General features: G+C 66.5%; 14 protein-coding genes and 2 pseudogenes. 12 read left to right on the forward strand and 4 right to left on the reverse strand.

Annotation, left to right across the window (positions count from 1 at the left end; translation table 11 throughout):
- Positions 1 to 23 precede the first annotated feature (23 nt).
- The 5 genes from narI to AK36_RS25725 all read left to right on the forward strand — a co-directional run bounded on the left by narI (position 24) and on the right by AK36_RS25725 (position 4390).
- On the forward strand, positions 24 to 707 hold the full coding sequence (gene narI / locus AK36_RS25705) for a respiratory nitrate reductase subunit gamma (RefSeq protein ID WP_011879807.1): 684 nt from the start codon (positions 24 to 26) through the stop codon (positions 705 to 707).
- A gap of 10 nt (positions 708 to 717) precedes the next feature.
- On the forward strand, positions 718 to 1506 hold the full coding sequence (locus AK36_RS25710) for a peptidylprolyl isomerase (RefSeq protein ID WP_011879808.1): 789 nt from the start codon (positions 718 to 720) through the stop codon (positions 1504 to 1506).
- 15 nt (positions 1507 to 1521) lie between these two features.
- Complete coding sequence (locus tag AK36_RS25715; RefSeq protein ID WP_045579546.1) at positions 1522 to 2787, forward strand: MFS transporter; 1266 nt, start codon at positions 1522 to 1524, stop codon at positions 2785 to 2787.
- 297 nt (positions 2788 to 3084) lie between these two features.
- The gene (locus AK36_RS25720; protein ID WP_011879810.1) at positions 3085 to 3408 is read left to right on the forward strand and encodes a TfoX/Sxy family protein; all 324 of its coding nucleotides are present in this window, start codon (positions 3085 to 3087) and stop codon (positions 3406 to 3408) included.
- Positions 3409 to 3478: 70 nt separating this feature from the next.
- The gene (locus AK36_RS25725) at positions 3479 to 4390 is read left to right on the forward strand and encodes a hypothetical protein (RefSeq protein WP_011879811.1); all 912 of its coding nucleotides are present in this window, start codon (positions 3479 to 3481) and stop codon (positions 4388 to 4390) included.
- 58 nt (positions 4391 to 4448) lie between these two features.
- Here AK36_RS25725 and AK36_RS34655 read toward each other — a convergent pair.
- Together AK36_RS34655 and AK36_RS25730 are read right to left on the reverse strand one after the other, a co-directional pair.
- Positions 4449 to 4562, reverse strand: a pseudogene (locus AK36_RS34655) (branched-chain amino acid ABC transporter substrate-binding protein); the annotation flags it as partial.
- 93 nt (positions 4563 to 4655) lie between these two features.
- Positions 4656 to 6092 (reverse strand): ATP-binding protein, encoded by a 1437-nt coding sequence (locus tag AK36_RS25730; RefSeq protein ID WP_224383403.1) that lies wholly within the window; start codon positions 6090 to 6092, stop codon positions 4656 to 4658.
- 351 nt (positions 6093 to 6443) lie between these two features.
- Between AK36_RS25730 and AK36_RS25735 the strand changes: the two genes are divergently transcribed.
- From AK36_RS25735 to AK36_RS25750, 4 genes are read left to right on the forward strand one after another with little or no spacing between them, the layout of a single operon-like run.
- A complete protein-coding gene (locus AK36_RS25735; protein ID WP_011879813.1) occupies positions 6444 to 7124 on the forward strand; it encodes a response regulator transcription factor in 681 nt (226 codons plus the stop codon).
- 18 nt (positions 7125 to 7142) lie between these two features.
- Positions 7143 to 12146, forward strand: coding sequence for an AAA family ATPase (locus AK36_RS25740; RefSeq protein ID WP_224383404.1), 5004 nt, complete (start codon positions 7143 to 7145; stop codon positions 12144 to 12146).
- A gap of 12 nt (positions 12147 to 12158) precedes the next feature.
- On the forward strand, positions 12159 to 15128 hold the full coding sequence (locus tag AK36_RS25745; RefSeq protein ID WP_011879815.1) for a PAS domain S-box protein: 2970 nt from the start codon (positions 12159 to 12161) through the stop codon (positions 15126 to 15128).
- Positions 15129 to 15130: 2 nt separating this feature from the next.
- Positions 15131 to 16291 (forward strand): hybrid sensor histidine kinase/response regulator, encoded by a 1161-nt coding sequence (locus AK36_RS25750; RefSeq protein ID WP_045579547.1) that lies wholly within the window; start codon positions 15131 to 15133, stop codon positions 16289 to 16291.
- A 30-nt stretch (positions 16292 to 16321) separates the two neighbouring features.
- Here the strand turns inward: AK36_RS25750 and AK36_RS34425 are convergent.
- Positions 16322 to 16590 (reverse strand): annotated as a pseudogene (locus AK36_RS34425) (transposase); the annotation flags it as partial.
- A gap of 331 nt (positions 16591 to 16921) precedes the next feature.
- On the opposite strand from AK36_RS34425, the gene AK36_RS25755 reads away from it, so the two are divergent.
- The gene (locus tag AK36_RS25755) at positions 16922 to 18643 is read left to right on the forward strand and encodes a methyl-accepting chemotaxis protein (protein ID WP_045579548.1); all 1722 of its coding nucleotides are present in this window, start codon (positions 16922 to 16924) and stop codon (positions 18641 to 18643) included.
- Between the two features lie 36 nt (positions 18644 to 18679).
- Complete coding sequence (locus AK36_RS25760; protein WP_011879818.1) at positions 18680 to 19192, forward strand: chemotaxis protein CheW; 513 nt, start codon at positions 18680 to 18682, stop codon at positions 19190 to 19192.
- 165 nt (positions 19193 to 19357) lie between these two features.
- Here AK36_RS25760 and acnB read toward each other — a convergent pair whose 3' ends face one another.
- Positions 19358 to 21943 carry a bifunctional aconitate hydratase 2/2-methylisocitrate dehydratase gene (gene acnB / locus AK36_RS25765; RefSeq protein ID WP_011879819.1) on the reverse strand — a complete coding sequence of 862 codons (2586 nt, stop codon included), beginning with the start codon at positions 21941 to 21943 and terminating at the stop codon, positions 19358 to 19360.
- 399 nt (positions 21944 to 22342) lie between these two features.
- Here acnB and AK36_RS25770 point away from each other — a divergent pair, with 399 nt between their 5' ends.
- On the forward strand, positions 22343 to 23263 hold the full coding sequence (locus AK36_RS25770; protein WP_045579549.1) for a LysR family transcriptional regulator: 921 nt from the start codon (positions 22343 to 22345) through the stop codon (positions 23261 to 23263).
- Positions 23264 to 23307 lie beyond the last annotated feature (44 nt).

The following is a 23307-nucleotide window of genomic DNA, read 5'->3' on the forward strand; positions in this document are numbered from 1 at the left end:
CGGGCCCACACTTGGGGAAACACATGAACGCTTACTTGCATCAGTTCCTGTTCGGGATCTACCCGTACATCTGTCTCGCCGTGCTGCTGGTGGGCAGCCTGATCCGCTTCGACCGCGAGCAGTACACGTGGAAAAGCGATTCGTCCCAGCTGCTGCGGCACGGCATGCTGCGGCTCGGCAGCAACCTGTTCCATTGGGGCGTGCTCGTCGTCGTGCTCGGGCACTTCGGCGGGTTTCTCGCGCCGCACTGGCTGGTGTCGCCGTTCATGTCGGCGTCCGGGCATCAGCTCGTCGCGATGGTGGCGGGCGGCGCGGCCGGCGTCGCGGGGATCGTCGGGCTGACGATCCTGATCTGGCGGCGCCTCGGCGACGCGCGCATCCGCGGCAACAGCCGCACGTCCGACATCGTGATCGTGCTGATGCTGTGGGTGCAGCTCGCGCTCGGGCTCGGCACCGTCGTGCTTTCGACGCGTCACATGGACGGCGCGATGTTCGAGCAGCTGACCGACTACGTGAAGGGCGTCGTCACGTTCCGCCCGAACGTCGCGAGCCTGCTCGTCGGCGTGCCGCTCACGTACCGGCTTCACATCCTGCTCGGCTTCACGATCTTCCTCGTGTCGCCGTTCACGCGGATGGTTCACATCTGGAGCGGGATCGCTTCGGTTGCGTACCTGATCCGCCCATACCAGCTCGTGCGCAAGCGCTGAGGAGACCCGCATGAACGACGTTCTCTGCGAAGCCGCGACCGCGCCGCTCGCCATCAACGGCGTCGCCTTCGACGCCGCCGCCATCGCGGCCGAAGCCGAACATCACGGCGATGCGCGCGATCCGCTCGATGCGGCGCGCCATGCGCTGGCCGTGCGCGAACTGCTGCGGCAGCGCGCGGTCGCGCTCGCGCTGATCGATGCGAGCGCACCGCTCGACGACGCGGCCGTCGACGCGCTGCTCGAGCGCGAGCTCACGCACGTGCCGCAGCCGGATCGCGCCGACTGCGAGCGCTATTACAGCCGGCATGCGGCGCGCTTCCGCCGCGGCGACATCGTGTACGCGAGCCACGTGCTGTTCGCGGTGACGGAGCGCGTGCCGCTCGCACCGCTGCGCGAGCGCGCGCAGGCCGCGCTCGCCGACGTGCTGGCCGCGCCCGATACGTTCGAAGCGGTCGCGCGCGCGTCGTCGAACTGCCCGTCGGCGCAGGTCGGCGGCAACCTCGGGCAACTGCTGCGCGGCGACACCGTGCCGGAGTTCGAGGCCGCGCTGTTCGACGGCGACGCACTCGGCGTGCTGCCGAAGCTCGTCAATACGCGCTTCGGCTTTCACATCGTGCGCATCGAGCGGCGCGTGCCGGGCGCCGCGGTGCCGTTCGACGAAGCCGCCGGCCAGATCGCCGAGTACCTCGCGCAATGCGTGCGTCAGCGCGCGATGCGGCAGTACGTGGCCGTACTCGCGGGCGCCGCGCGCATCGAAGGCGTCGCCTTCGACGGCGCGAGCGGTCCGCTCGTTCAATGAAACGGAGGTCGGCATATGGCCGTTCACCAAGCTAATGCCGGTCTGCCCGCCCAGGCGCAGACCGTTCCGCTGCGCGCGTGGTCGGTGTTGGCCGCCAGTACGCTCGCGTTCATGGTGTGTTTCGTCGTATGGATGATGTTCGGCGTGCTCGGCGTGCAACTGCGCGCGGACCTCGGCCTGAACAGCACCGAGTTCGGGCTGCTCACGTCCACGCCGGTGCTGACCGGCGCGCTGATGCGTCTGCCGCTCGGCACCTGGACCGACCGCTTCGGCGGGCGCATCGTGATGACGGTGCTGCTCGTCGTGTGTGCGGTGCCCGTGTATGTGGTCAGCTATGCGACGCAGCTCTGGCAGTTTCTCGTGATCGGGCTGTTTCTCGGCTGCGTCGGCGCGTCGTTCGCGGTCGGCACGCCGTACGTCGCGCGCTTCTTCCCGCCGCAGCGGCGCGGTCTGGCGATGGGCGTGTTCGGCGCCGGCACCAGCGGCGCGGCGGTCAACCTGTTCGTCACGCCGCTGCTGCTCAATGCGTATGGCTGGCGCGTCGTGCCGCGCATCTATGCGATCGCGCTGCTCGCTACCGCGGTGATCTTCTGGCTCGCGTCGGCGCCCGATCCGGGCGCGGGCAAGCGCGGCGGCTCGTTGCTCGATTCGTTCAAGGTGCTGCGCGATCCGCGCGTGTGGCGGCTGTGCCAGTACTACTCGATCGCGTTCGGCGGCTTCACCGCGCTGTCGCTGTGGATCCCGCAATACCTGAAGAACGAATACGGGATGTCGCTCGTGATGGCGTCCGCGTTCGCGGCCGGCTTCTCGCTGCCGGGCTCCGTGCTGCGCGCGCTGGGCGGCGCGCTGTCCGACCGCTTCGGCGCGCATGCGGTCACCTGGTGGGGGCTGTGGGTCGCGTGGATCAGCCTGTTCCTGCTGTCGTATCCGGCGACCGACTTCGTGATCCACACGATCGACGGCACCGCGGCGCTGAAGCTGTCGATGCCGGTGGCCGGCTTCGTCGCGCTGACCTTCGTGCTCGGTGCGGTGTTCGCGTTCGGCATGGCGTCGACCTTCAAGTACGTCGCCGACGATTTCCCGGACAACATGGGCGTCGTCACCGGCATCGTCGGGCTCGCGGGCGGCCTCGGCGGGTTCCTGCTGCCGATCCTGTTCGGCATGCTGCTCGACTTCGCGCGCGTGCGCACGACCTGCTTCATGTTGCTGTACGGGATCGTGTGGGTGTCGCTGATCCTCATTTATCTGACCGAGGTGCGGCGCACGCCCGTCACGGGCTGAGCGCCTTCGCCCGACGCGCGTGCGCGACGCCCGATACCGCGGCGGCGCGCACGCGCGCACGCCGCTGCCGTTCGGCGTTTGCCGCCGCACGCAGTTCTGTCAAACTGGCGCCGACGACCACGCGCGGCGCCAGCGCTCCTTGCTTCGATTCCGCGGCTGATGAACGCAGGCGATCGCCGCTTCTCCGACGAACCGCCCGCGCCGCTTGCATGCGATGCGCGCATCCCGGACGGGACGGGAGGGAACGACACCGCGCCGCCGACGGTCAGAACCGGTGTCCGATAACGGAGGAAGCGGATGGCATCGCATCAGGGAACCGTCGATTTCATCGTCGAGCAGAGCGCATTGGCCGGCACGGTGTCGGCGCGCAAGATGTTCGGCGAATATGGAATCTACTGTGACGGCAAGATGGTCGCGCTGGTGTGCGACGATCGCCTGTTCGTCAAGCCGACGCCTGACGGACATGCGTTTCTCGGCGCATGCGAGCAGGCGCCGCCGTATCCGTCGGCGAAGCCGCATCTCGTGGTTGCGGGCGAGCGCTGGGACGACCGCGAATGGCTGTCGACGCTGATCCGGATCACCGCCGCGCAATTGCCGATGCCGGTGAAGCGCGGTCGATAGCCGTCGATAGCGGGCGGCATATTCCATCAAACAGGCGCGGCGACATCGCGCCATCCGCTGGAGCAAATCAATGGAGACATCCGAACATCCGCAGGCGCGCCGACGCGTGCGCCGTGCGTGGGCCGCATGCATCGCGATGCTGTGCGTGGGCTGGAGCACGCTGTCGTTCGGCGCGGACGGCGCGGCCGCGCTGCTCGACCGTTATCACAGCTTGGGCGAGCAGTTGAAGCACAACGCATTCCATCGCCCGCTGTACCTCGAATCGTCGGAGGCGTCCTCATCGCTGAAGGGTGACATCTACGCGGTCGTCGACTATCCGTTCGCCGTCGTGAACGGCAAGCTGAGCGATCCGGCGCAGGGCCCGGCGAACTGGTGCGCGGTGCTGATCCTGCACCTGAACACGAAGTACTGTCATGCATCGGCCGGCAGCGGCGGGCCGGTGCTCGACGTGAACCTCGGGCGCAAGATCGAACAGAAGCTGTCGGACACCTATCGCGTGCAGTTCCGCTATCGCGTGGCGGCAGCGACGCCCGACTACTTTCAGGTCGACCTGAGCGCCGACAGCGGCCCGATGGGCACGAAGGATTACCGGATCGCGCTGGAAGCGGTGCCGGTGGGCGCGTCGCGCACGTTCCTGCACCTCACGTATGCGTACGGTTTCGGCACGGTCGGCCGGATGGCGATGAAGACCTATCTCGCGACGATCGGCAGCGACAAGGTCGGGTTCACGCCGGCGAGCGGTGCGTCGGCGGGCGAGCCGCAGTATGTCGGCGGCGTGCGCGGGCTGCTGGAGCGCAACACGATGCGCTATTACCTGGCGATCGACGCGTATCTCGCGACGCTCGACAAGCCGCTCGACCAGCGTCTCGCGCGCTGGTTCGACGCGACCGAGCAGTATCCGCAGCAGCTGCACGAAGTCGACCGTGCGGCGTATCTGCAGATGAAGGCGCAGGAGGTGCAGCGGCAGCAGGCGGCGCGGTGACGCGTGCTGTTGCCTGAGGCCGCCGCCGGCTGCTCGGCGGCGGTCGGTTCGACGCGCGGCCGACCGTGCGAATGCTGTGCCACCGCGCCCGTTCGACGCGGAACAGCGTGTAGGGCGGCTTGATCAGGTCGCCGCGCTCGTCGAACGCGATTTTCCTGGTCACACCGGCGACCCACTCCGCGTGCGCGTAGCCCGGTCCGCCGGATCGGCAACGCGCGCATCCAGTCAACATTGCCGCTGAACCGTCATGACGGTCATCCGTCGCTCACTGCGGGTAACGGGCGAACTGCCTCGCGACATCGCACGGTTCATCACCCGATCCGAGCGCAAGTGCGTACGTGCGAGCCGATTCCGAGAGACGGTAGCGCGCCGTGACGCCGACGAAGCTCACATCGAGGATCGACTTTTCGACCAGTTGCGCGATGCAGTCGAGCGCGGTCGGGCGGTCGACGTCGTCGTCGCAAACGACGGAGTACACGGAATCGAGCGTGAACGCATGGTCGAACCGTGCGATGCGAAGAACGACGGCCTGTTCGTTGTGCGTGAGCCGCTGGAAACTCCAGTCAAATGCGGCGCGCAAGGTTCGGTGTCGCGGTTGCGCCGTGCGATAACCCCCTGCGAGCAGCAGAAAGCGTTCTTCGAGACGCTGGCGCACCCCTTCGAGGCCCAGCACGGACGCACGCTCGGCGGCGAGTTCGATCGCGAGAGGCAGCCCGTCGAGGCGGCGACAGATTTCGGCGACGAGCCTGAGCTGATGCTCGTCGACTCGCACGCCGCATCGGCTTGCGCGCTCCAGGAACAGCCCGACGGCAGGCGACTGCATCAGCCCGTCGCGGCACGACTCGTCTGCCGGCAGCGCGAGCGGTTCGACGCGGAACACGGTCTCGGGCGCGATGCGAAGGCGCTCGCGGCTCGTGAGCAGCACGCGCAAGCCAGGCCATTGGCCGATCAGCCGTTCCACGACGTCCGCCACCTCGTCGACGATGTGCTCCGCATTGTCCAGTACGAGCAGGGTGCCGGCCGGCGGCGAGGGCGCCGGCTCGATCTGCGCGACGGCCGCGAGCGATCCCGCTTCCTCGAGGTCGATGAAGACGACGTCCGACGCGCCGGTAGCGATCGTGCGGTGCGCATGTTCGATGGCGAGGCAGGTCTTGCCGACGCCGCCCGGCCCCGTCAGCGTGACCACGCGGCTGCGCGCGAACTGGCCCTCGATTTCGTCGAGCGCCGCGGCGCGCCCGAGCAGCGTTCTTCTGCCCGGCAATCGATGCCGCGGCGCGGTCATTGCATCCGCATTGCGGAAGTGCGGCGCATGCCGCTCGGTCGGTACGTCGCGTGCCGGCTCGGCTGGCGGGTCGTCGAATACCTTGAGTCGATAGCCGCGCCCCGGTATGGTGTCGATCAGTTGACGATGGTCGCCGAGCGCTTTACGGACCGCGCTCAGATGCACGTGGATGTTGTTTTCTTCGACGAACACACCGGGCCATACGGTGTCCATCAGTTCGTCCTTGGACACGATGCGTCCGGCCGCCAGCACGATCACCGATAGAATGTCGAACGCGCGCGAGCCGAGCGGCACTTCGCGTCCCGCCTTGTACAGCGCACGCATGCCGAGGTTCAGTTCGAATTCCCCCAGCGCGATGACGGAATGCTCGGGGGTGCTTCGATACTGCGGCCTGGCCGGCTGTTCCATCACCGTGTTCATAAGCATCGTCCGACAAAGTGTGAATGGGTTGCACGTGCCGGCGGGGCTCGGTGCGCGTGAGTTTCGCACCGTCATCTTATGGAGCGGCGGCTTGTCGGAGCGTTGCGATACCGTTAACGTTTGTTAATGTGCGCGGCCGGATGCCGCCGAGCCGCGCTGGCAAACGGCGGCAGGCACGCCACGCGCGCCCTGATTAAAAAAATTTAATACGGGGCGGTCGCTTCATCTGTCCCGACGAGGCGATAATGAAAGGTCAGCGCGACGGTGCACTATTTCGCCCGACCTGCACACGTCGGCGGCCTTTCTGTCAGGTCGCACACGGCGCGTGACCGACGGGCCGCCAATCCAGAAATGAAAATCCTCTTGGTCGAAGACAATCAGCAGGTGGCGGGCTTTCTGAAGAAAGGCCTGCTCGAAACCGGCCACGTCGTCGATTGGGCCGACAACGGCCGCGACGGCATGGCGCTCGCGATCGGGGAATCCTACGACGCGATCGTGCTCGACCGCATGCTGCCCGGCGGTATCGACGGGCTCAAGATCGTCGCGGCGCTGCGCGCGGCGGGCAGCAAGGTACCCGTGCTGATCCTCAGCGCACTCGACGAAGTCGACGAACGGATTCGCGGGCTGAAGGCGGGCGGCGACGATTACGTCGTCAAGCCGTTTTCGTTCGGCGAAGTCGTCGCGCGGCTCGAAGCGCTCGCGCGGCGTTCGCAGGACAACGGCTTCGACACGGCGTTGAAGCTCGCCGATCTCAGCATCGATTTGCTGTCGCGCAAGGTGACGCGCGCCGGTAAGCCGATCGTCCTCAAGCCGCGCGAGTTCAAGCTGCTCGAATATCTGATGCGCCACGCGGAGCAGGTCGTCACCCGCACGATGCTGCTCGAAAACATCTGGGAATACCATTTCGATCCGCAAACGAACGTCATCGACGTGCACGTGAGCAAGCTGCGCCAGAAGATCGACACGGGCTTCGACCGCTCGCTGCTGCGGACCATCCGCAACGCGGGCTACATGCTCACTGCCGCCGACTGACCCAGAGCGTCTCGCGAGATGGGAACCATGATGCTGACGGGCTACGACGTAACGACATTGAGCGACGATGGTCAGTTCGTGCTGTCGCGCCTGACGAGCCCGGGGGCGTCGGATAGCTGGCTGACGGTCACGCTGTCGGCATCGCAGCCGCAGCCGGAAGGCCATGAGCGTCTGGAGCACGCGTATCAGTTGCGCGGCATGCTCGACGGCGCGCATGTCACGCGGCCTCACGCGCTGCTGCGCGACGAGCGCAGCGCGACGCTCGTGCTCGAGGATCCGGGCGGCAGATCGCTTCGCATGGCGCAAGCGGGGCCGTTGCCGATAGGCCGGTTCCTTACCCTTGCCGTCAACCTCGCGTCGGCGCTGCGCTCCCTGCACAGCCGCGGCCTCACGCACAACGACATCCGGCCGGGCAACATTCTGATCGACGACGCGACCCACGCCATCGCGCTCACGGGCCTCGGCCTCGTCTCCCGTGCGCCGCGCGAGCGTCCGCGCGACGGCCCGCCCGCGATCGCCGTCGAAGCGCTCCCGTATCTGTCGCCCGAACGCACCGGGCTGATGAACCGCTGGTCCGACTCGCGTGCCGATCTGTACTCGCTCGGCGTCGTGTTGTACGAAATGATGACGGGGAAGCTGCCGTATCGGGCCGCTTCGGCGGCCGAGTGGCTGCATTGCCATACGGCGCAAGTGCCCATTCCGGTGGCCGAATGCATCGGCGGCGTGCCCGCGCAACTGAGCGCGATCGTTGCACGCCTGCTGTCGAAGGACGCGGCGCAGCGCTATCAGACCGCAGCAGGGCTCGAACACGATCTGCGGCGCTGTCTCGACGCATGGCGCACATCGGGCGACGTCGAGGCGTTCGCGCCGGGCGCCGCCGATGCGCCCGATCAGCTGCAACGGCCGTTTCGTCTCTATGGACGCCAGAAGCAGCAGCACAAGCTCGAAGCCGCGCTGGAGCGCGTCGTGCAAAGCGGCGAGCCTGGCGTGGCGTTGGTGTCGGGTTATTCGGGCATCGGCAAATCGACGCTCGTGAGCGGGTTGCGCATGACGCCTGCCGCGTCGCGCGGATGGTTCGCGTCGGGCAAGTTCGAACGCTACAAGCGCGACATTCCTTACGCCACGCTCGCGCAGGCGTTCCGGACGCTGATCCGCGAGCTGATCGACGACGGCATGCGCACGCACGCGGACCTGCGCCAGCGCCTGCACGATGCGCTCGGCGCGAACGGCCAGCTGATCGTCGAGCTGATTCCCGAGCTGGAGGCGCTCGTCGGGCCACAGCCGCCCGTGCCCGAACTCGCGCCGCAGGAAGCACGCATGCGCTTTCTCGCCGTGTTTACGCGTTTCATCGCGGCGTTCCCGTGCGACGGCCAGCCGCTCGTGCTGTTTCTCGACGACCTGCAATGGAGCGACGCGGGCACGTTCAGCGTGCTCGAACAGCTGTGCGGGCCGGGCGCGCGCAACGTGTTCGTGGTCGGCGCGTATCGCGACAACGAAGTGGGCGTCGCGCATCCGCTCAGACGCACAGTCGATCTCATCCGGCAGACGGGCACGCGCGTCGACGAAATCATGCTGACGCCGCTGCAGCCTGACGACGTGGCGCATCTGATCGGCGACGCCCTCACGACCACGCGGCCCGAACTGGAGGGCCTGAGCCGTCTCGTGTTCGAACGCACGGGCGGCAATCCGTTCTACGTCGTGCAGTTTCTGCAATTTCTCGCCGACGAGCGCTTCCTCGCGTTCGATCGCGACTGCCGCATCTGGACGTGGGACAACGAAAGGCTGCGCGAAGCGCGTTTCGCGGACACCATCGTCGATCTGATGGTCGGCAAGATCGAACGGTTGCCGCGCGGCACGCAGGCGTTGCTCGAACAGTTCGCGTGTCTGGGCGGCCGCGCGACGTCGCCGCTGCTCGCGCGCATCAGCGGCCTGGACGAGGCGCAGGTGGCCACGACCCTCGCCGACGGCGTCGAGGCCGGCCTGCTGTACCGCAGCCGCGAAGGCTATGCGTTCGTGCACGACCGCGTGCACGAGGCAGCGTATGAACTGATCCCGCCGCAGCTGCGTGCGCAGGCCCATCTGCGGATCGGCCGGATTCTCGCCGCGCAGCCGGCTGCGGACGAAGCGCGCAGCATCTTCGAGATCGTCAACCAGTACAACCGCGTCATTCCTCTACTCGACGATCCCGCCGAACGCGCGCGCGTGGTGGACTTCAATCTCGAGGCGGGGCAGCGCGCACGCGCGTCGGCGGCGTACGGCTCGGCGCTCGCGTACCTGTCGACGGGCAGCGAACTGCTCGGCGAAGCAGGCTGGGACGCGGACTATGCCCGCAAATTCCAGCTGGAATGCCAGCTCGCCGAATGCGAGTTTCTGACGGGGGCCATGGACAGCAGCGAGCGGCGGCTGGCGATGCTCGACACGCGCGCACACACGCTGGCCGACCGCGCGGCCGTTACGTTTCTGCGCGTCACGCTGTACACGGCGCTCGATCGGATGAACCTCGCGGTGCAGACGTGCCTCGACTATCTGCGGCACGTCGGCATCGACTGGAATCCGCATCCGGGCCGCGCCGCGGCGCGCGCAGAATACGACACGCTGTTGCAGGGCATCGGCGGCGCGCCGATCGACACGCTCGTCGATCTGCCCTTGCTCGACGATGCCGGACTCGCCGCGACGATGAACGTGCTGACGGCCGTGTTGCCGCCCGCGTTCTTCAGCGATGAAAACCTCGTGTGCCTCGTGCTGTGCCGGATGGCGAACCTGAGCCTGCTGTACGGCAACAGCGATGCGTCGTCGCTCGGCTATGCGTATCTCGGCATGGTCGCGGGTCCGCTGTTCGACGACTACGACGCGGGCTACCGCTTCGGCCAGCTCGGCCTCGCGCTCGTGGACAAGCGCGGGCTGGACCGTTTCAAGGCGCGTGTCTACATGTGCTTCGCGTATCACGTGACGCCGTGGACGCGGCCGATCCGCACCGGTTTGCCCTTGCTGCGCCGCGCGTTCGAAGTCGCGAGCGAAGGCGGCGACCTGACCTACATCGGCTTCAGCAGCTGCTGCACGGTCACGACGCTGATCGCCGCGGGCGAGCCGCTCGCGGAAGTCGAGCAGGAAGCGCAGCGTCGTCTGCAGATCGTTCAGGCCGCGAAGTTCGGCCTCATCGTCGACATCATCACCGCGCAGCTCGCGCTGATTCATTCGTTGCGCGGCAACCTCGACGCGCATGACGCGCTTCCCGATCGCTTCGACGATGCCGCATTCGAGCAGCGCCTCGACGGCGATCCGAGTCTCGCGATCGCGGCGTGCTGGTACTGGATCCGCAAGCTGCAGGCGCGCTATCTGGCCGGCGATATCGACGGCGCGATGCATGCGGACAGTAAGGCGTCGCCGTTGCTGTGGACATCGTCGGGTCATTTCGAAATCGCCGAGTATCAGTTCTTTGCGGGGCTCGCGCGCGCAAGCTGGCACGACGGCGCGCCGGAAACCGCCCGGGCCGGGAATCTGGACAAGCTCGCCGCGCATCAGCGGCAGCTGGCGCTGTGGGCCGAGCACTGCCCGAGCAACTTCAGCAGCCGCGCGGCATTGATGAGCGGCGAAATCGCGCGCATCGCGGGCCGCGAGTTCGAAGCGATGAACCGCTACGAAGACGCGATCCGGCTCGCGCGCAAGCATGATTTCCCGCACGACGAAGCGCTCGCGCAGGAGATTGCCGCGAAGTTCTATCTGGCGCGCGGCTTTACGACGACGGCCGCCGCGTATGTCCGCAACGCGCGCCGCGCGTGGTTGCGCTGGGGCGCGATCGCGCGCGTGAAGTCGCTCGACCGGCGTTATGCCGAGCTGCTGCGCGAGCTCGTCGAGCAGGCGCCGGCGCCCGGCGTCGTCGCCGAACAACTCGACGTCGATACCGTGGTGAAGGCGTCGCAGGCGATCTCCGGCGAACTGGTTCCCGAGCGTCTGATGCGCACGCTGATGACGATCATGCTCGAACACGCGGGCGCGCGGCGCGCGCTGCTCGTGCTGCCGCGCGCCGACGCGTTGTGGATCGAAGCGACCGCGGTGGCGGGGCGCGAAGGACCGGAAGTGCACTTCGACAGCAGACCGGTGAATGCGCAGGATCTGTCGAGCGCCGTGCTGCTCGAAAGCATTCGCACGCAGCGCGCGTTGCTGATCGACGATGCGATCTGCGACCAGACCTGGTCGTCCGACGAGCATTTCGCCGCGCAGCATTCGCGTTCGGTGCTGTCGCTGCCGCTCGTCAAGCAGTCGAAGCTGATCGGCGTGCTGTATCTGGAGAACGAACTCGCGCCGGGCGTGTTCACGCCCGCGCGTCTCGCCGTGCTCAGGCTGCTTGCGTCACAGGCGGCCGTGTCGCTCGAAAATGCGTCGCTCGAAGAGAAGCATGCGTTGCTCGCCGAGAAAGACGCGCTGCTGCATGAAGTGCATCATCGCGTGAAGAACAATCTGCAATTGATCAGCAGCCTGCTGAATCTTCAGGCGGAGCGCGTGACGGACAAGGCGGTGGCCGAACTGTTCGCCGACAGCCGCAACCGCGTACGCTCGATGGCGATGGTGCACGAGAACCTCTATCGCGCGGGCAACTTCGCGCGCATCGCGATGACGGCGCACGTGAAGACCTTATGCGGTCATCTGGCGCGCGTCTACGACATGGGGCGGCTGGGCGTCGACCTGCAGATCGACGTCGACGACATTCAGCTCGACATGAACCGCGCCGTGTCGTGCGGTCTCGTCATCAACGAACTGGTGTCGAATGCGCTCAAGCATGCGTTCCCGGATCAGCGCGGCGGCGTGCTCAAGGTCGAACTCAAGGCGATCGACGACCGGCGCTGCGCGTTGATCGTCGCCGACGACGGCGTCGGCCTCGCGCCCGGCTTTTCGTTCGAACGCGATGAAACGCTCGGCTTGCGCCTCGTTCACGACCTCGTGCTGCAATTGCGCGGCCGCATCGATATCGCGCAGCAGCACGGCACCACTTTCACCATTCAATTCAATGCAGCAGAACGTTGACGGCCACACGACATGACCAGCGCGCAAATCTTGATCGTCGAGGATGACCGCATCGTCGCGCGCGACATCGCGCAACAGATGAGCCGCGCGGGCTATGTCGTGGTCGGCAGCACGGGCAGCGGCGAAGACGCGCTCGCGCTGGTCGAAACGCTGGCCGCAGACAGCAAGCCGGATCTGGTGCTGATGGACGTGCGGCTCGAGGGCGAACTGGACGGCATCGACACCGCGCGGCGTATCCGCGAAGCGCGCGACATTCCCGTCGTATTTCTCACCGCCTATGCGGACGAAGAGACGATCCGCCGCGCGACGGCAGCGGAACCGTACGGCTACGTGCTCAAGCCCTTCGACGACATGCAGTTGCGTACCGTCGTCGAAATGGCGCTTTACAAGCACGGCGCCGAGCGGCGTTTGCGCGAGAGCGAGCAGCGCTATGCGATCACGCTGTCGAGTATCGGCGACGGCGTGCTGTCGACCGATGTGGACGGCTTCGTCACCTTCGTCAATCTCGCCGGCGAAGCGCTGACGGGGTGGTCGCGCAGCGAAGCGACGGGACGGCGGCTGAGCGAGGTCTTCAGTCTGCACGACGAGAACACCCACGCGCCGATCGAGGATCCGATGGCCGCCGTGCTGCAAACCGGGAGCGACGGCGGGCTGCCCGCGCGCACCATTCTGCGCGCGCGCGGCGGCAGCGACCTGCCGGTCGAATGCACGGGCACGCCGATGACGGACGAACGCGGCGTACGGCAGGGCATCGTGATCGTGTTTCGCGACGTGACGCAAAAGCGCCGCGCGCAGGAGGCGGAGATTCTTCGCGAGACCAATGCGCGACTCGAAATGGCGATGTACGGCTCGAATGTCGGCGTGTGGGAAATCGACATGCCCGAAGGCGATCACAAGCGCGGCTTCGCTCGCTATTCGAACATCTACGAGTGGCTAGGCTTCGACACGCCGCAGGCGCGCCTCGATTACGAAGCGTATATGAGCGTGCTGCATCCCGATCATCGCGACAGCACGGATCGCGCGGTCGCGTCGTTCCTCGAAAGCGGCGATGGCCTGTTCGAGCTGGAGAACCGGCTGCGGCATCGCGACGGCAGCGACCGCTGGGTGCTGGTGCGCGGCACCGCGCGCCGCGACGCGACGGGCAAGCCGGTGCGCTTCGTCGGCAGTCTGGTCGACATCACGGAACTGAAGATGACCGAGCAGGCGCTGCGCGCGAGCGAGGAGCGCTTTCGCGGCACCTTCGAAAACGCCGCGGTCGGCGTCGCGCATTGCGATCTCGATGGGCGCTTTCTGCGTGTGAATCAACGGTCGGGCGAGATCGTCGGCTGGCCGCGCGACGCGTTGCAGCAGCGACGGCTGCACGAGCTGATTCATGCCGATTTCAGCGTGGCGAGCACCGAGCGGTTCCGCCTGCTGACGGAAGGCAGGCTCAAGCATTATTCGGAGGAAGTGCCGCTCGTCAGGTTCGACGGGGAGCGCGTGTGGGTCACGCTGTCGGTTGCGCTTCAGCACGACGCGTCCGGGCAGACGGCGCACGTCATCGTCATCATTCAGGACATCTCCGAGCGCAAGGCGCTGGAAGAAACGGTGCGCGTCGCGAAGGATGCGGCGGAAGCGGCCAGCCGCGCGAAGGACCAGTTCCTCGCCAACATCAGCCATGAGCTGCGCACGCCGCTCAACGGCATTCTCGGCTATGCGCAGATACTCCAGCGTGACGCGCGGCTCGACACGCGCCAGCTGGCGAGCGTCGGCGTGATCGAGCAGAGCGGGCAGCATCTGCTGACGCTGATCAACGATATTCTCGACTTCGCGCGTCTGGGCGCCGGCAAGCTGGAACTGCAGGTCGGCGAAGTGTCGCTGCGCGGGTTTCTCGAGACGATCGCGGAAATCGTCGCCGTGCGCGCGCAGCAAAAGCGCCTCGTGCTGAACTATGTGGCCGCGCCCGATCTGCCCGCCGTGGTCCGTGTCGATGAGCGCCGGCTTCGCCAGGTGCTGCTCAATCTGCTCGCGAATGCCGTCCAGTTCACCGACCACGGCGAGGTCACGCTGTCGGTCAGCCGGGGCGCGGCCGGGCGCCTGCGCTTCGAGGTGCGCGATACCGGTATCGGCGTGAGCGCCGACCGGCTGGAAGCGATCTTTCAGCCGTTCGAACAGGCGGGCGATCACACGCGGCGCGGCGGCGGCGCGGGCCTGGGTCTCGCGATCAGCCGGCAACTCGTGCGCATGATGGGCGGCGAGATCGAAGTCACGAGTTCGGCCGGCGAGGGCAGCGTGTTCGGTTTTGAACTGGATGCGCCCGCGTCGGCGGCGGGGCCGTGCGAGCGCATACCGCGTCTCCAGGCGGACCGCCTCGACGGCGCGCGCCGCGTCATTCTGGTGGTCGACGATGTCCCCGCGAACCGCGCGCTTCTGGCGGAAGTGCTGGGGCAGGCGGGCTTTCGGGTGATCGAAAGCAGCGATGGGCGCGATGCGCTCGACAAGGCTGCAGCGTGCGCGCCCGACCTGATCGTTCTCGACACGGTGATGCCCTTGATGGGCGGCATAGAGACGCTGCACCATCTGCGCCGCTCGCACACACTGGGCGCGACGCCCGTGATCGTCGTATCCGCCGACGCCTCCGAACAGAACGCACGCGCGAACATCGACGCGGGCGCAAACGTGTTTCTGGAAAAGCCGCTCAATCTCGACCGCCTGTTGGGCTCGATCGCGATGCTGCTCGGCCTGGCGACCCAACAGGGCGCCGGCCCGGCCTGCGAAGCTGACCGGCCGATGATCATTCCGCCGCGCGAGGACATGGCGGCGCTGCACCGCTATGCGCTGCTCGGCTCGATGCGCGACATCAGCCGGCACGCCGATCGTCTTGCGAGTTCGCATGAAAAGTATGAACCGTTCGCCGCGCGTTTGCGGCACCTTGCCATGACCTACGAATCGCAGGCCCTGCTTTCGTTGATCGAACATCATCTGAACAGCGAAGGGAGTTGACGATGCGAGAGCACAACATGGACGCGCCCGTCGTGCTCGTGGTCGACGACACGGCAGCGAATCTCGGGCTCGTCGTCGATACGCTGGAAGCCGAAGGGATGCGCGTGGCCGTCGCGCGCGACGGCCACGAAGCGCTGCGCCGCGCCGAACTGGTCAAGCCTGACCTGATCCTGCTCGACGTGATGATGCCTGGCCTCGACGGCTTCCAGACCTGTCGCGCGCTCAAGGACAATCCGGTCACACGGGATATCCCCGTGATCTTCATGACGTCGCTGACGCAGACCGAGGACAAGATCACGGGCTTCCGCGTCGGCGCGATGGACTTCGTGACCAAGCCGCTGCAAATGGAAGAAGTGGCCGTGCGCGTGCAGACGCATCTGCAGCTGCATGCATTGCAACGCTTGCAGCAGGAACAGAACGCGAGGCTCGAAGAAGAGGTGAGGACGCGCATCCAGGCGCAGGACGCGTTGATCGAAGTGCTGAACGGTGTTCGCAATGTGTCGAACGCGATTGCGCACGATCTGCGCACGCCGCTCACCGAACTGCGTTCGAGACTCGAGGTGCTGCTGCTCGGGTTGCGCAAGAAGGGCGACGAAGACACGCTGGGCCAGCTCGAAGTCGCGATGACCGACGTGGACCGCGTGATCGGCATTTTCAATGCGCTGCTGCGTCTCGCCGAGATCGATGCGGGCGTGCGGCGCTCGGGTTTCGTCAAAAGCGACGTCGTGACCATCCTGTCGGATGCCGTCGAGTTCTATCAGCCGGTCGCGGAGTTGCGCGGCATTTCGCTGACGCTGTTGCTGTGCTCGGAAACCGAGGTGCTGGCCGAGGTCGACCCGTTGCTGCTCGCGCAAGCGATCGGCAATCTGATCGACAACGCGCTGAAGTATGCGCAGGACAACGGCGAGGTCGAGGTGTCGCTGTGTGAGCGCGACGATCGGATCGAGGTCACGGTGTCGGATGACGGGCCCGGTATTCCGTTTGCCGAACGGTCCAAGGTGACGGAGCGCTTCTATCGCGGCGACCGAAGCCGGGGAACGCCGGGCGTCGGGCTCGGGCTTGCGCTCGTCAAAGCGGTGGCGACGCTGCACCATGGTTTTCTGGAGTTCGCCGACAACGAGCCGGGCCTTGCAGCCACCATGACGATACTCCGGTTCAGCTGAACGGCTGCGGCTCGCGGCATATCAGAATCACACGAAGCGTCGGCAGTCGTTGCGACTGCCTTCTCCATTGCGTCGCCTGAATGCGGCGACGGTCTTGAAGTCCGGCGCATGCCGGCCAGTCAAACCCCATCAGTTCAAGATCGCGCTGGCACGGTCGCGCCAGGCGACGGCTCGGCTGCACGCGATCGAGGCAGCCGCGACGTCGATCTGGAGCAGCACGGTCGGGTGATAGGGCGGCCGGCGCTCGCAGGCGTTGCCCCTTCGAATCCCAGGGAAGCCGGCTCCGGTTCTTCGACGAACGGGCTCGCTCCGGAAGCAATGCTAAGGTCGCCTGCCCAAATTCGCCGGTTGCACCGGACATTGTCGGACGCCTCCGGTGTATTGCACGCCAGACCAGCCGAGCGACTCATGGTTAGGACTCGCACGCTAGTGATTTGCGCGCGCACCCAGGAATGACGTGGCCCGCCGGATGAATCAGGTTCTCCAGAACCCTGACGCAAACGATTGGGACGATAGAGGCGCTCAAGGATGGTTGCGAAGCACCCGTTAAAGCAACAAGCAGCGGGGAACTCGATGACGGCCGAGCATCCCGGCAGAGGCTTCGAAACTGAATCGATGGGGGTATGAAACATGAGTTCCAAACGAATGACTGTCCGTACGAAGCTCACGGCGACCTTCAGCCTGCTGGCGGCGCTGGTGCTGGTGGTATCGGGTCTCGCGCTGAACGCGTTGAACGAGGCGAACAATCGTTTTTCCGGATTCGTCAGTGGAATCAACGGTCGCGCCCAGATGGCTGCGTCCGTCCGTACCGCCGTCGACGATCGCGCGATGGCCGTACGCAACCTCGTCCTGGTCACCGCGCCTGCGGACGTCGAGATCGAAAAAAATGCCGTCAGCGACGCCGAGCGGAGAGTCGAAGCCAACCTGACGAAATTCAAGGCGATGGTGGCCAGCGCGCCCGACATGAGCGAGCGGGAGCGCAGCCTGGCGGCTGAAATTCCACGCATCGAATCGCTTTATCGCCCGGTGGCGCTGGAGATCGACAGGCTTGCCGTGAGCAATCAGCGCGACGCGGCCATCGCCGAAATCGACACCAAATGCCGGCCGCTGCTTTCTACCCTGATCAAGGCCTCCAACGACTATGCGGCCTTTGCCAATGAACGTGCGGCCGAGATGGTCAGGCAGTCCGAGGATCAATTCTCGAACCAGCGCATGCTTTTGATCGGTATCTGTCTGGCTGCGGTCGCGATGGCGATGATGGCCGGCGTTCTGATTACGCGGGGCCTGCTGCGTGCGCTCGGCGCCGAGCCGGCCGCACTGGGCGAAGTGACACAGCGTGTGGCCGCCGGCGATCTCAGTGTGGTGGTGGGGGCGAAGGACGCGCCTGCGGGGAGCGTGCTTGCCGCAATGGGTGCGATGCAGGCCAGCCTCGTGAAGCTGATCGGGCAGGTCCGGACCTCGGCAGACAATATCGCCACCGGGTCGAGCCAGATTGCTTCGGGCAACCAGGACCTGTCGTCGCGCACGGAGCAGCAGGCGTCGTCGCTGCAGGAGACTGCGTCGAGCATGGAGGAACTCACGTCCACGGTGAAGCAGAACGCGGAGAATGCACAGCAGGCGAGCGCGCTGGCTGCCAACGCATCGGAAGTTGCACAGAAAGGCAGCACCGTGGTCGGGCAGGTCGTGGAAACGATGACCGACATCAGCCAGAGCTCGACGAAAGTCGCGGATATCACCGGGATCATCGAAGGCATTGCGTTCCAGACCAACATCCTGGCGCTCAACGCCGCGGTGGAAGCGGCGCGCGCCGGTGAGCAGGGCCGTGGCTTCGCGGTGGTCGCGAGCGAAGTCAGAAGTCTCGCCCAGCGCTCGTCGAGCGCGGCAAAGGAGATCAAGGACCTGATCAATGCCTCGGTGCAGAAGATTCAGGACGGTTCGGCGCTCGCCGGTGAAGCCGGCAAAACGATGGCCGAAGTGACGCAGGCGGTGGCTCGCGTGACCGACATCATGGGCGAGATCGCAGCGGCTTCGGGCGAGCAGAGCCGGGGGATCGAACAGGTCAACCAGGCGATCACGCAGATGGACGAGGTCACGCAGCAGAACGCGGCGCTGGTGGAAGAAGCGGCGGCGGCTTCGACATCGCTGGAAGATCAGGGCCGTCAGCTGAGCGAAGCGGTGGCCTTCTTCCGCGTCGACGGCACACGCGCGAGCCAGCCGGTTCCGGCTGCGCCGAAGCCGGCACGGCGTCCGGCTTCCCGGGCCACGGCAGGCAAGACCACGGCGCCCGTGGCCCGACCCTCCGCGCCGGCAGTTGCTACCCCTGGCGCGACTGAAGACTGGCACACGTTCTGAACAGACCGTCACCGATCGACAACTGGAGAAAGATTCATGAACGCAGTACTTGAAGATCCGCACACGAAGGGCACGCGCGGACAGGCCGCCGTGCGAGACACGCAGGAGTTCGTGACGTTCCGGCTGGGTGCCGAGGAATACGGCATCGACATCCAGCGAGTGCAGGAGATCCGCTCCTACGAAACCCCGACGCACATCGCCAACGCACCGGCGTTCGTCAAGGGCGTGATCAACCTGCGCGACGTGATCGTGCCCATCGTGGATCTGCGGCTGAAGTTCGCGCTGGAATCCGCCGAGTACAACGACGCGACGGTCGTCATCGTCCTGAACGTCGCGCGACGGACGGTGGGCATCGTCGTGGACGCGGTGAGCGATGTCCTGGCCCTGGCGCCGGCCGATCGCCGGCCTGCGCCCGAATTCGGGGTGATGGGCGACGCCGGGTTCATCACCGACCTCGGCTCGGTCTCGGACGAGGACGGTGACCGGATGTTGATCCTGCTCGACATTGAACGGCTCATCGAGACTGTCGACGTCGGCCGGCTCGCCTGACGCGGGCTCCGTCCATCCATTCATTTTTCGACCGGACGGCCGGACGCGCGAAGCGGCGCATCGCGCGCCGCCCGCAACAAAAAAAATGGCGCCGCAGGCATCGAGCCCGCGGCGCCATCGGATCTCGCTGCGGCAGGTGCAACCCGCCGCAGCTCGACCGCGTGCTTACATCTGCACGGTATCGGCGACTTCCTTGAAGTCTTCGATCTGGTCGAAGTTCATGTACTTGTAGATCTTGTCGCCGTTCGCGTTGAGCACGCCGATGTCGGCCATGTACTCTTCCTTGGTCGGGATCCGGCCCAGACGCGAGCAGATCGCAGCCAGTTCCGCCGAGCCGAGGTACACGTTCGTGTTCTTGCCCAGACGGTTCGGGAAGTTGCGGGTCGACGTCGACATCACCGTCGCGCCTTCGCGCACCTGTGCCTGGTTGCCCATGCACAGCGAGCAGCCCGGCATTTCGGTGCGGGCGCCGGCCGTGCCGAACACGCCGTAGTGACCTTCTTCCGTCAACTGCTTCTGGTCCATCTTGGTCGGCGGCGCGACCCACAGCTTGACCGGAATGTCGCGCTTGCCTTCGAGCAGCTTCGACGCGGCACGGAAGTGACCGATGTTGGTCATGCACGAGCCGATGAACACTTCGTCGATCTTCGCGCCGGCGACTTCGGACAGCGTCTTCACGTCGTCCGGGTCGTTCGGGCACGCGACGATCGGCTCATGGACGTCGGCGAGATCGATCTCGATGACGGCCGCGTATTCGGCGTCGGCGTCCGGCGACAGCAGCTTCGGATCGGCCAGCCACTGCTCCATCGCCGCGATGCGGCGCTGCAGGCTGCGCGCGTCCTGGTAGCCCTGCGCGATCATCCACTTCAGCAGCGTGATGTTGCTGTGCAGATACTCGATGATCGGTTCCTTGTTCAGGCGCACCGTGCAACCGGCAGCCGAACGTTCGGCCGATGCGTCCGACAGCTCGAATGCTTGCTCGACCTTCAGGTCCGGCAGGCCTTCGATTTCGAGGATGCGGCCCGAGAAGATGTTCTTCTTGCCTTGCTTCGCGACCGTCAGCATGCCCTGCTTGATCGCGTACAGCGGAATCGCGTTGACGAGGTCACGCAGCGTGACGCCCGGCTGCATCTTGCCCTTGAAGCGGACCAGCACCGATTCCGGCATGTCGAGCGGCATCGTGCCGGTGGCGGCCGCGAATGCGACGAGGCCCGAGCCTGCCGGGAAGCTGATGCCGATCGGGAAGCGCGTGTGCGAGTCGCCGCCGGTGCCGACGGTGTCGGGCAGCAGCATGCGGTTCAGCCACGAGTGGATCACGCCGTCGCCCGGACGCAGCGCGATACCGCCGCGCGTGCTGATGAAGTTCGGCAGCGTCTGGTGCGTCTTCACGTCGACCGGCTTCGGATAGGCGGCGGTGTGGCAGAACGACTGCATCACGAGGTCGGCCGAGAAGCCGAGGCACGCGAGGTCCTTCAGTTCGTCGCGGGTCATCGGGCCCGTCGTGTCCTGCGAGCCCACCGACGTCATCTTCGGTTCGCAGTACGTGCCCGGACGCACGCCCCGGCCTTCCGGCAGGCCGCATGCGCGACCGACCATCTTCTGCGCGAGCGTGAAGCCCTTGCCGGTGTCGGCCGGCTGATGCGGCAGGCGGAACAGCGTCGACGGCTGCAGGCCCAACGCTTCACGCGCCTTCGCGGTCAGGCCGCGGCCGATGATCAGCGGAATGCGGCCGCCGGCGCGCACTTCGTCGAACAGCACATCGGACTTCACCTGGAATTCGGCGATGACCTTGCCGTCCTTCAGCGCCTTGCCTTCGTACGGGCGCAGTTCGACCACGTCGCCCATGTTCATCTGCGACACGTCGAGTTCGATCGGCAGCGCGCCGGCGTCTTCCATCGTGTTGTAGAAGATCGGAGCGATCTTGCCGCCGAGGCACACGCCGCCGAAACGCTTGTTCGGCACGAACGGGATGTCCTGGCCGGTGAACCACAGCACCGAGTTGGTCGCCGACTTGCGCGACGAGCCCGTGCCGACCACGTCGCCGACGTACGCGACCAGGTGGCCCTTTTCCTTCAGCGATTCGATGAACTTGACCGGGCCGCGCTTGCCGTCTTCTTCCGGCGTGATGCCCGGGCGTGCGTTCTTCAGCATCGCCAGCGCGTGCATCGGGATGTCCGGGCGGGTGGTGGCGTCCGGCGCCGGCGACAGATCGTCGGTGTTGGTTTCGCCCGTGACCTTGAACACGGTGATGGTCAGGCTTTCCGGCACTTCCGGACGGCTCGTGAACCATTCGGCGTCGGCCCAGCTCTGCAGCACGGCCTTCGCGTGGGCGTTGCCCTTGTCGGCGAGTTCCTTCACGTCATGGAACTGGTCGAACATCAGCAGGGTTTTCTTCAGCGCGTCGGCCGCGACGGACGCGACGGCTTCATCGGACAGCAGCTCGATCAGCGGCTGGATGTTGTAGCCGCCGAGCATGGTGCCGAGCAGCTCGGTCGCGCGTTCGCGCGAGATCAGCGGGCAGGCCGTCTCGCCTTTCGCGACGGCGGCCAGGAAGCCGGCCTTCACGCGCGCGGCTTCGTCGACGCCGGCCGGCACGCGATGGGTGATCAGGTCGAGCAGCGTCTGCTCTTCGCCGGCAGGCGGGTTCGTCAGCAATTCCACCAGTTCGGCGGTTTGCTGAGCCGTCAGCGGCAGGGGAGGGATACCGAGCGCGGCGCGGGCGGCCACGTGAGCACGAAAGTTTTCAAGCATGGGGGGACCTGCTGAGATTGCGTTTCAGGGGAAGGGCTTTCCAGGTACGCCGGGGCTGCTATTCCGGATACTGCGTCAATGCTTGGACGCGATTGTAGTCGCAATGTGGTCAAGCGTCAAATGTCTTATGTCTTATATAAGAGTTGGTTGCCGCGGCAGCGGTTGGCGCGTCGCGTCTTCGCCGCGATGCGGCAACGCATCGGTGCGCACGAAGGCGGCGGCCGGCGCGGGCCGGCCGTGCGGCGAGCCGGCCGTGCGTGCGGATGAGCGGACGAATCTGGTGGAAAAGCGTCGCCGCCGCTGCCAAAATGACGCCCCCGTGGCGAACGGCCGCGCCGGGCGCGCGTGCCGCCGGCCCGGCGTCCGGATCGCTGCGGGCCTACCTGAAAGGTGATCGTTGTGAAGTTGTCGTTTGAGGTCATGGAGGCGCTCGATGCCATCGACCGCACGGGCACGTTCGCGGAAGCGGCCGTGCTGCTCCATCGCGTGCCGTCCGCGTTGACTTATCTGGTGCAGAAGACCGAGAGCGAGCTCGGCGTCACGCTGTTCGATCGCAGCGGGCGGCGCGCGCAGCTGACCGACGCGGGCCGTCTGCTGGTCGACGACGGCCGCCGCCTGCTGCGCGCCGGGCGCGAGCTGGAGGACCGGATCCGCGGCGTCCATGCCGGATGGGAGGCGGAGCTGCGCCTGTGCGTCGACGAAATCCTGCCGCTCGCGTCGTTGTGGCCCCACGTGCGCGCGTTCTACGCGCTGCAGATGACGACGCGGCTGCGTTTCTCGACCGAAGTGCTCGGTGGCGTGTGGGACGCGCTCGTGTCCGGGCGTGCCGATATCGCGATCGGCGCAGCCGGGGAGCCGCCGCACGCGCCGAACATCGCCGCAAGACCGATCGGCGTGTTGCGCCACGTGTTCGTCGTCGCGCCGCAGCATCCGCTGGCCGCGGTCGACGCACCGCTCGACAGCGGCGTCATTTCGGGCCATCGCGGCGTGGTGATCAGCGACACGTCGCGCGACCTCGAACCGAAGTCGGTGGCCGTCCACGACGGGCAGCCGGTCATCGTCGTGCCGACGCTGGCCGCCAAGCTCGAGCTGCTGTGCGAAGGCCTCGCGGTCGGCATGCTGCCGGCGCCCGTCGCCGAGGAGCCGATTCGTCAGGGCAAGCTCGTCGAGCGGCGGCTGACGGGCGTGCGCGAGCATACGAACTGCTATCTCGGCTGGCGGGAGGACAAGGCCGGGCGCGCATTGAGCTGGTGGCTCGAGCAACTCGACGAGGTCGACCTGGTCGCGGCGCTGTTCGGCGCACGCAGCGCCGCCGCGTGACGCCCGGCCGCACCCGGCGATCGTGTGGCAGCGGCAGCGGCAGC

The organism is Burkholderia vietnamiensis LMG 10929 (assembly GCF_000959445.1).
Classification (GTDB): Bacteria; Pseudomonadota; Gammaproteobacteria; order Burkholderiales; family Burkholderiaceae; genus Burkholderia; species Burkholderia vietnamiensis.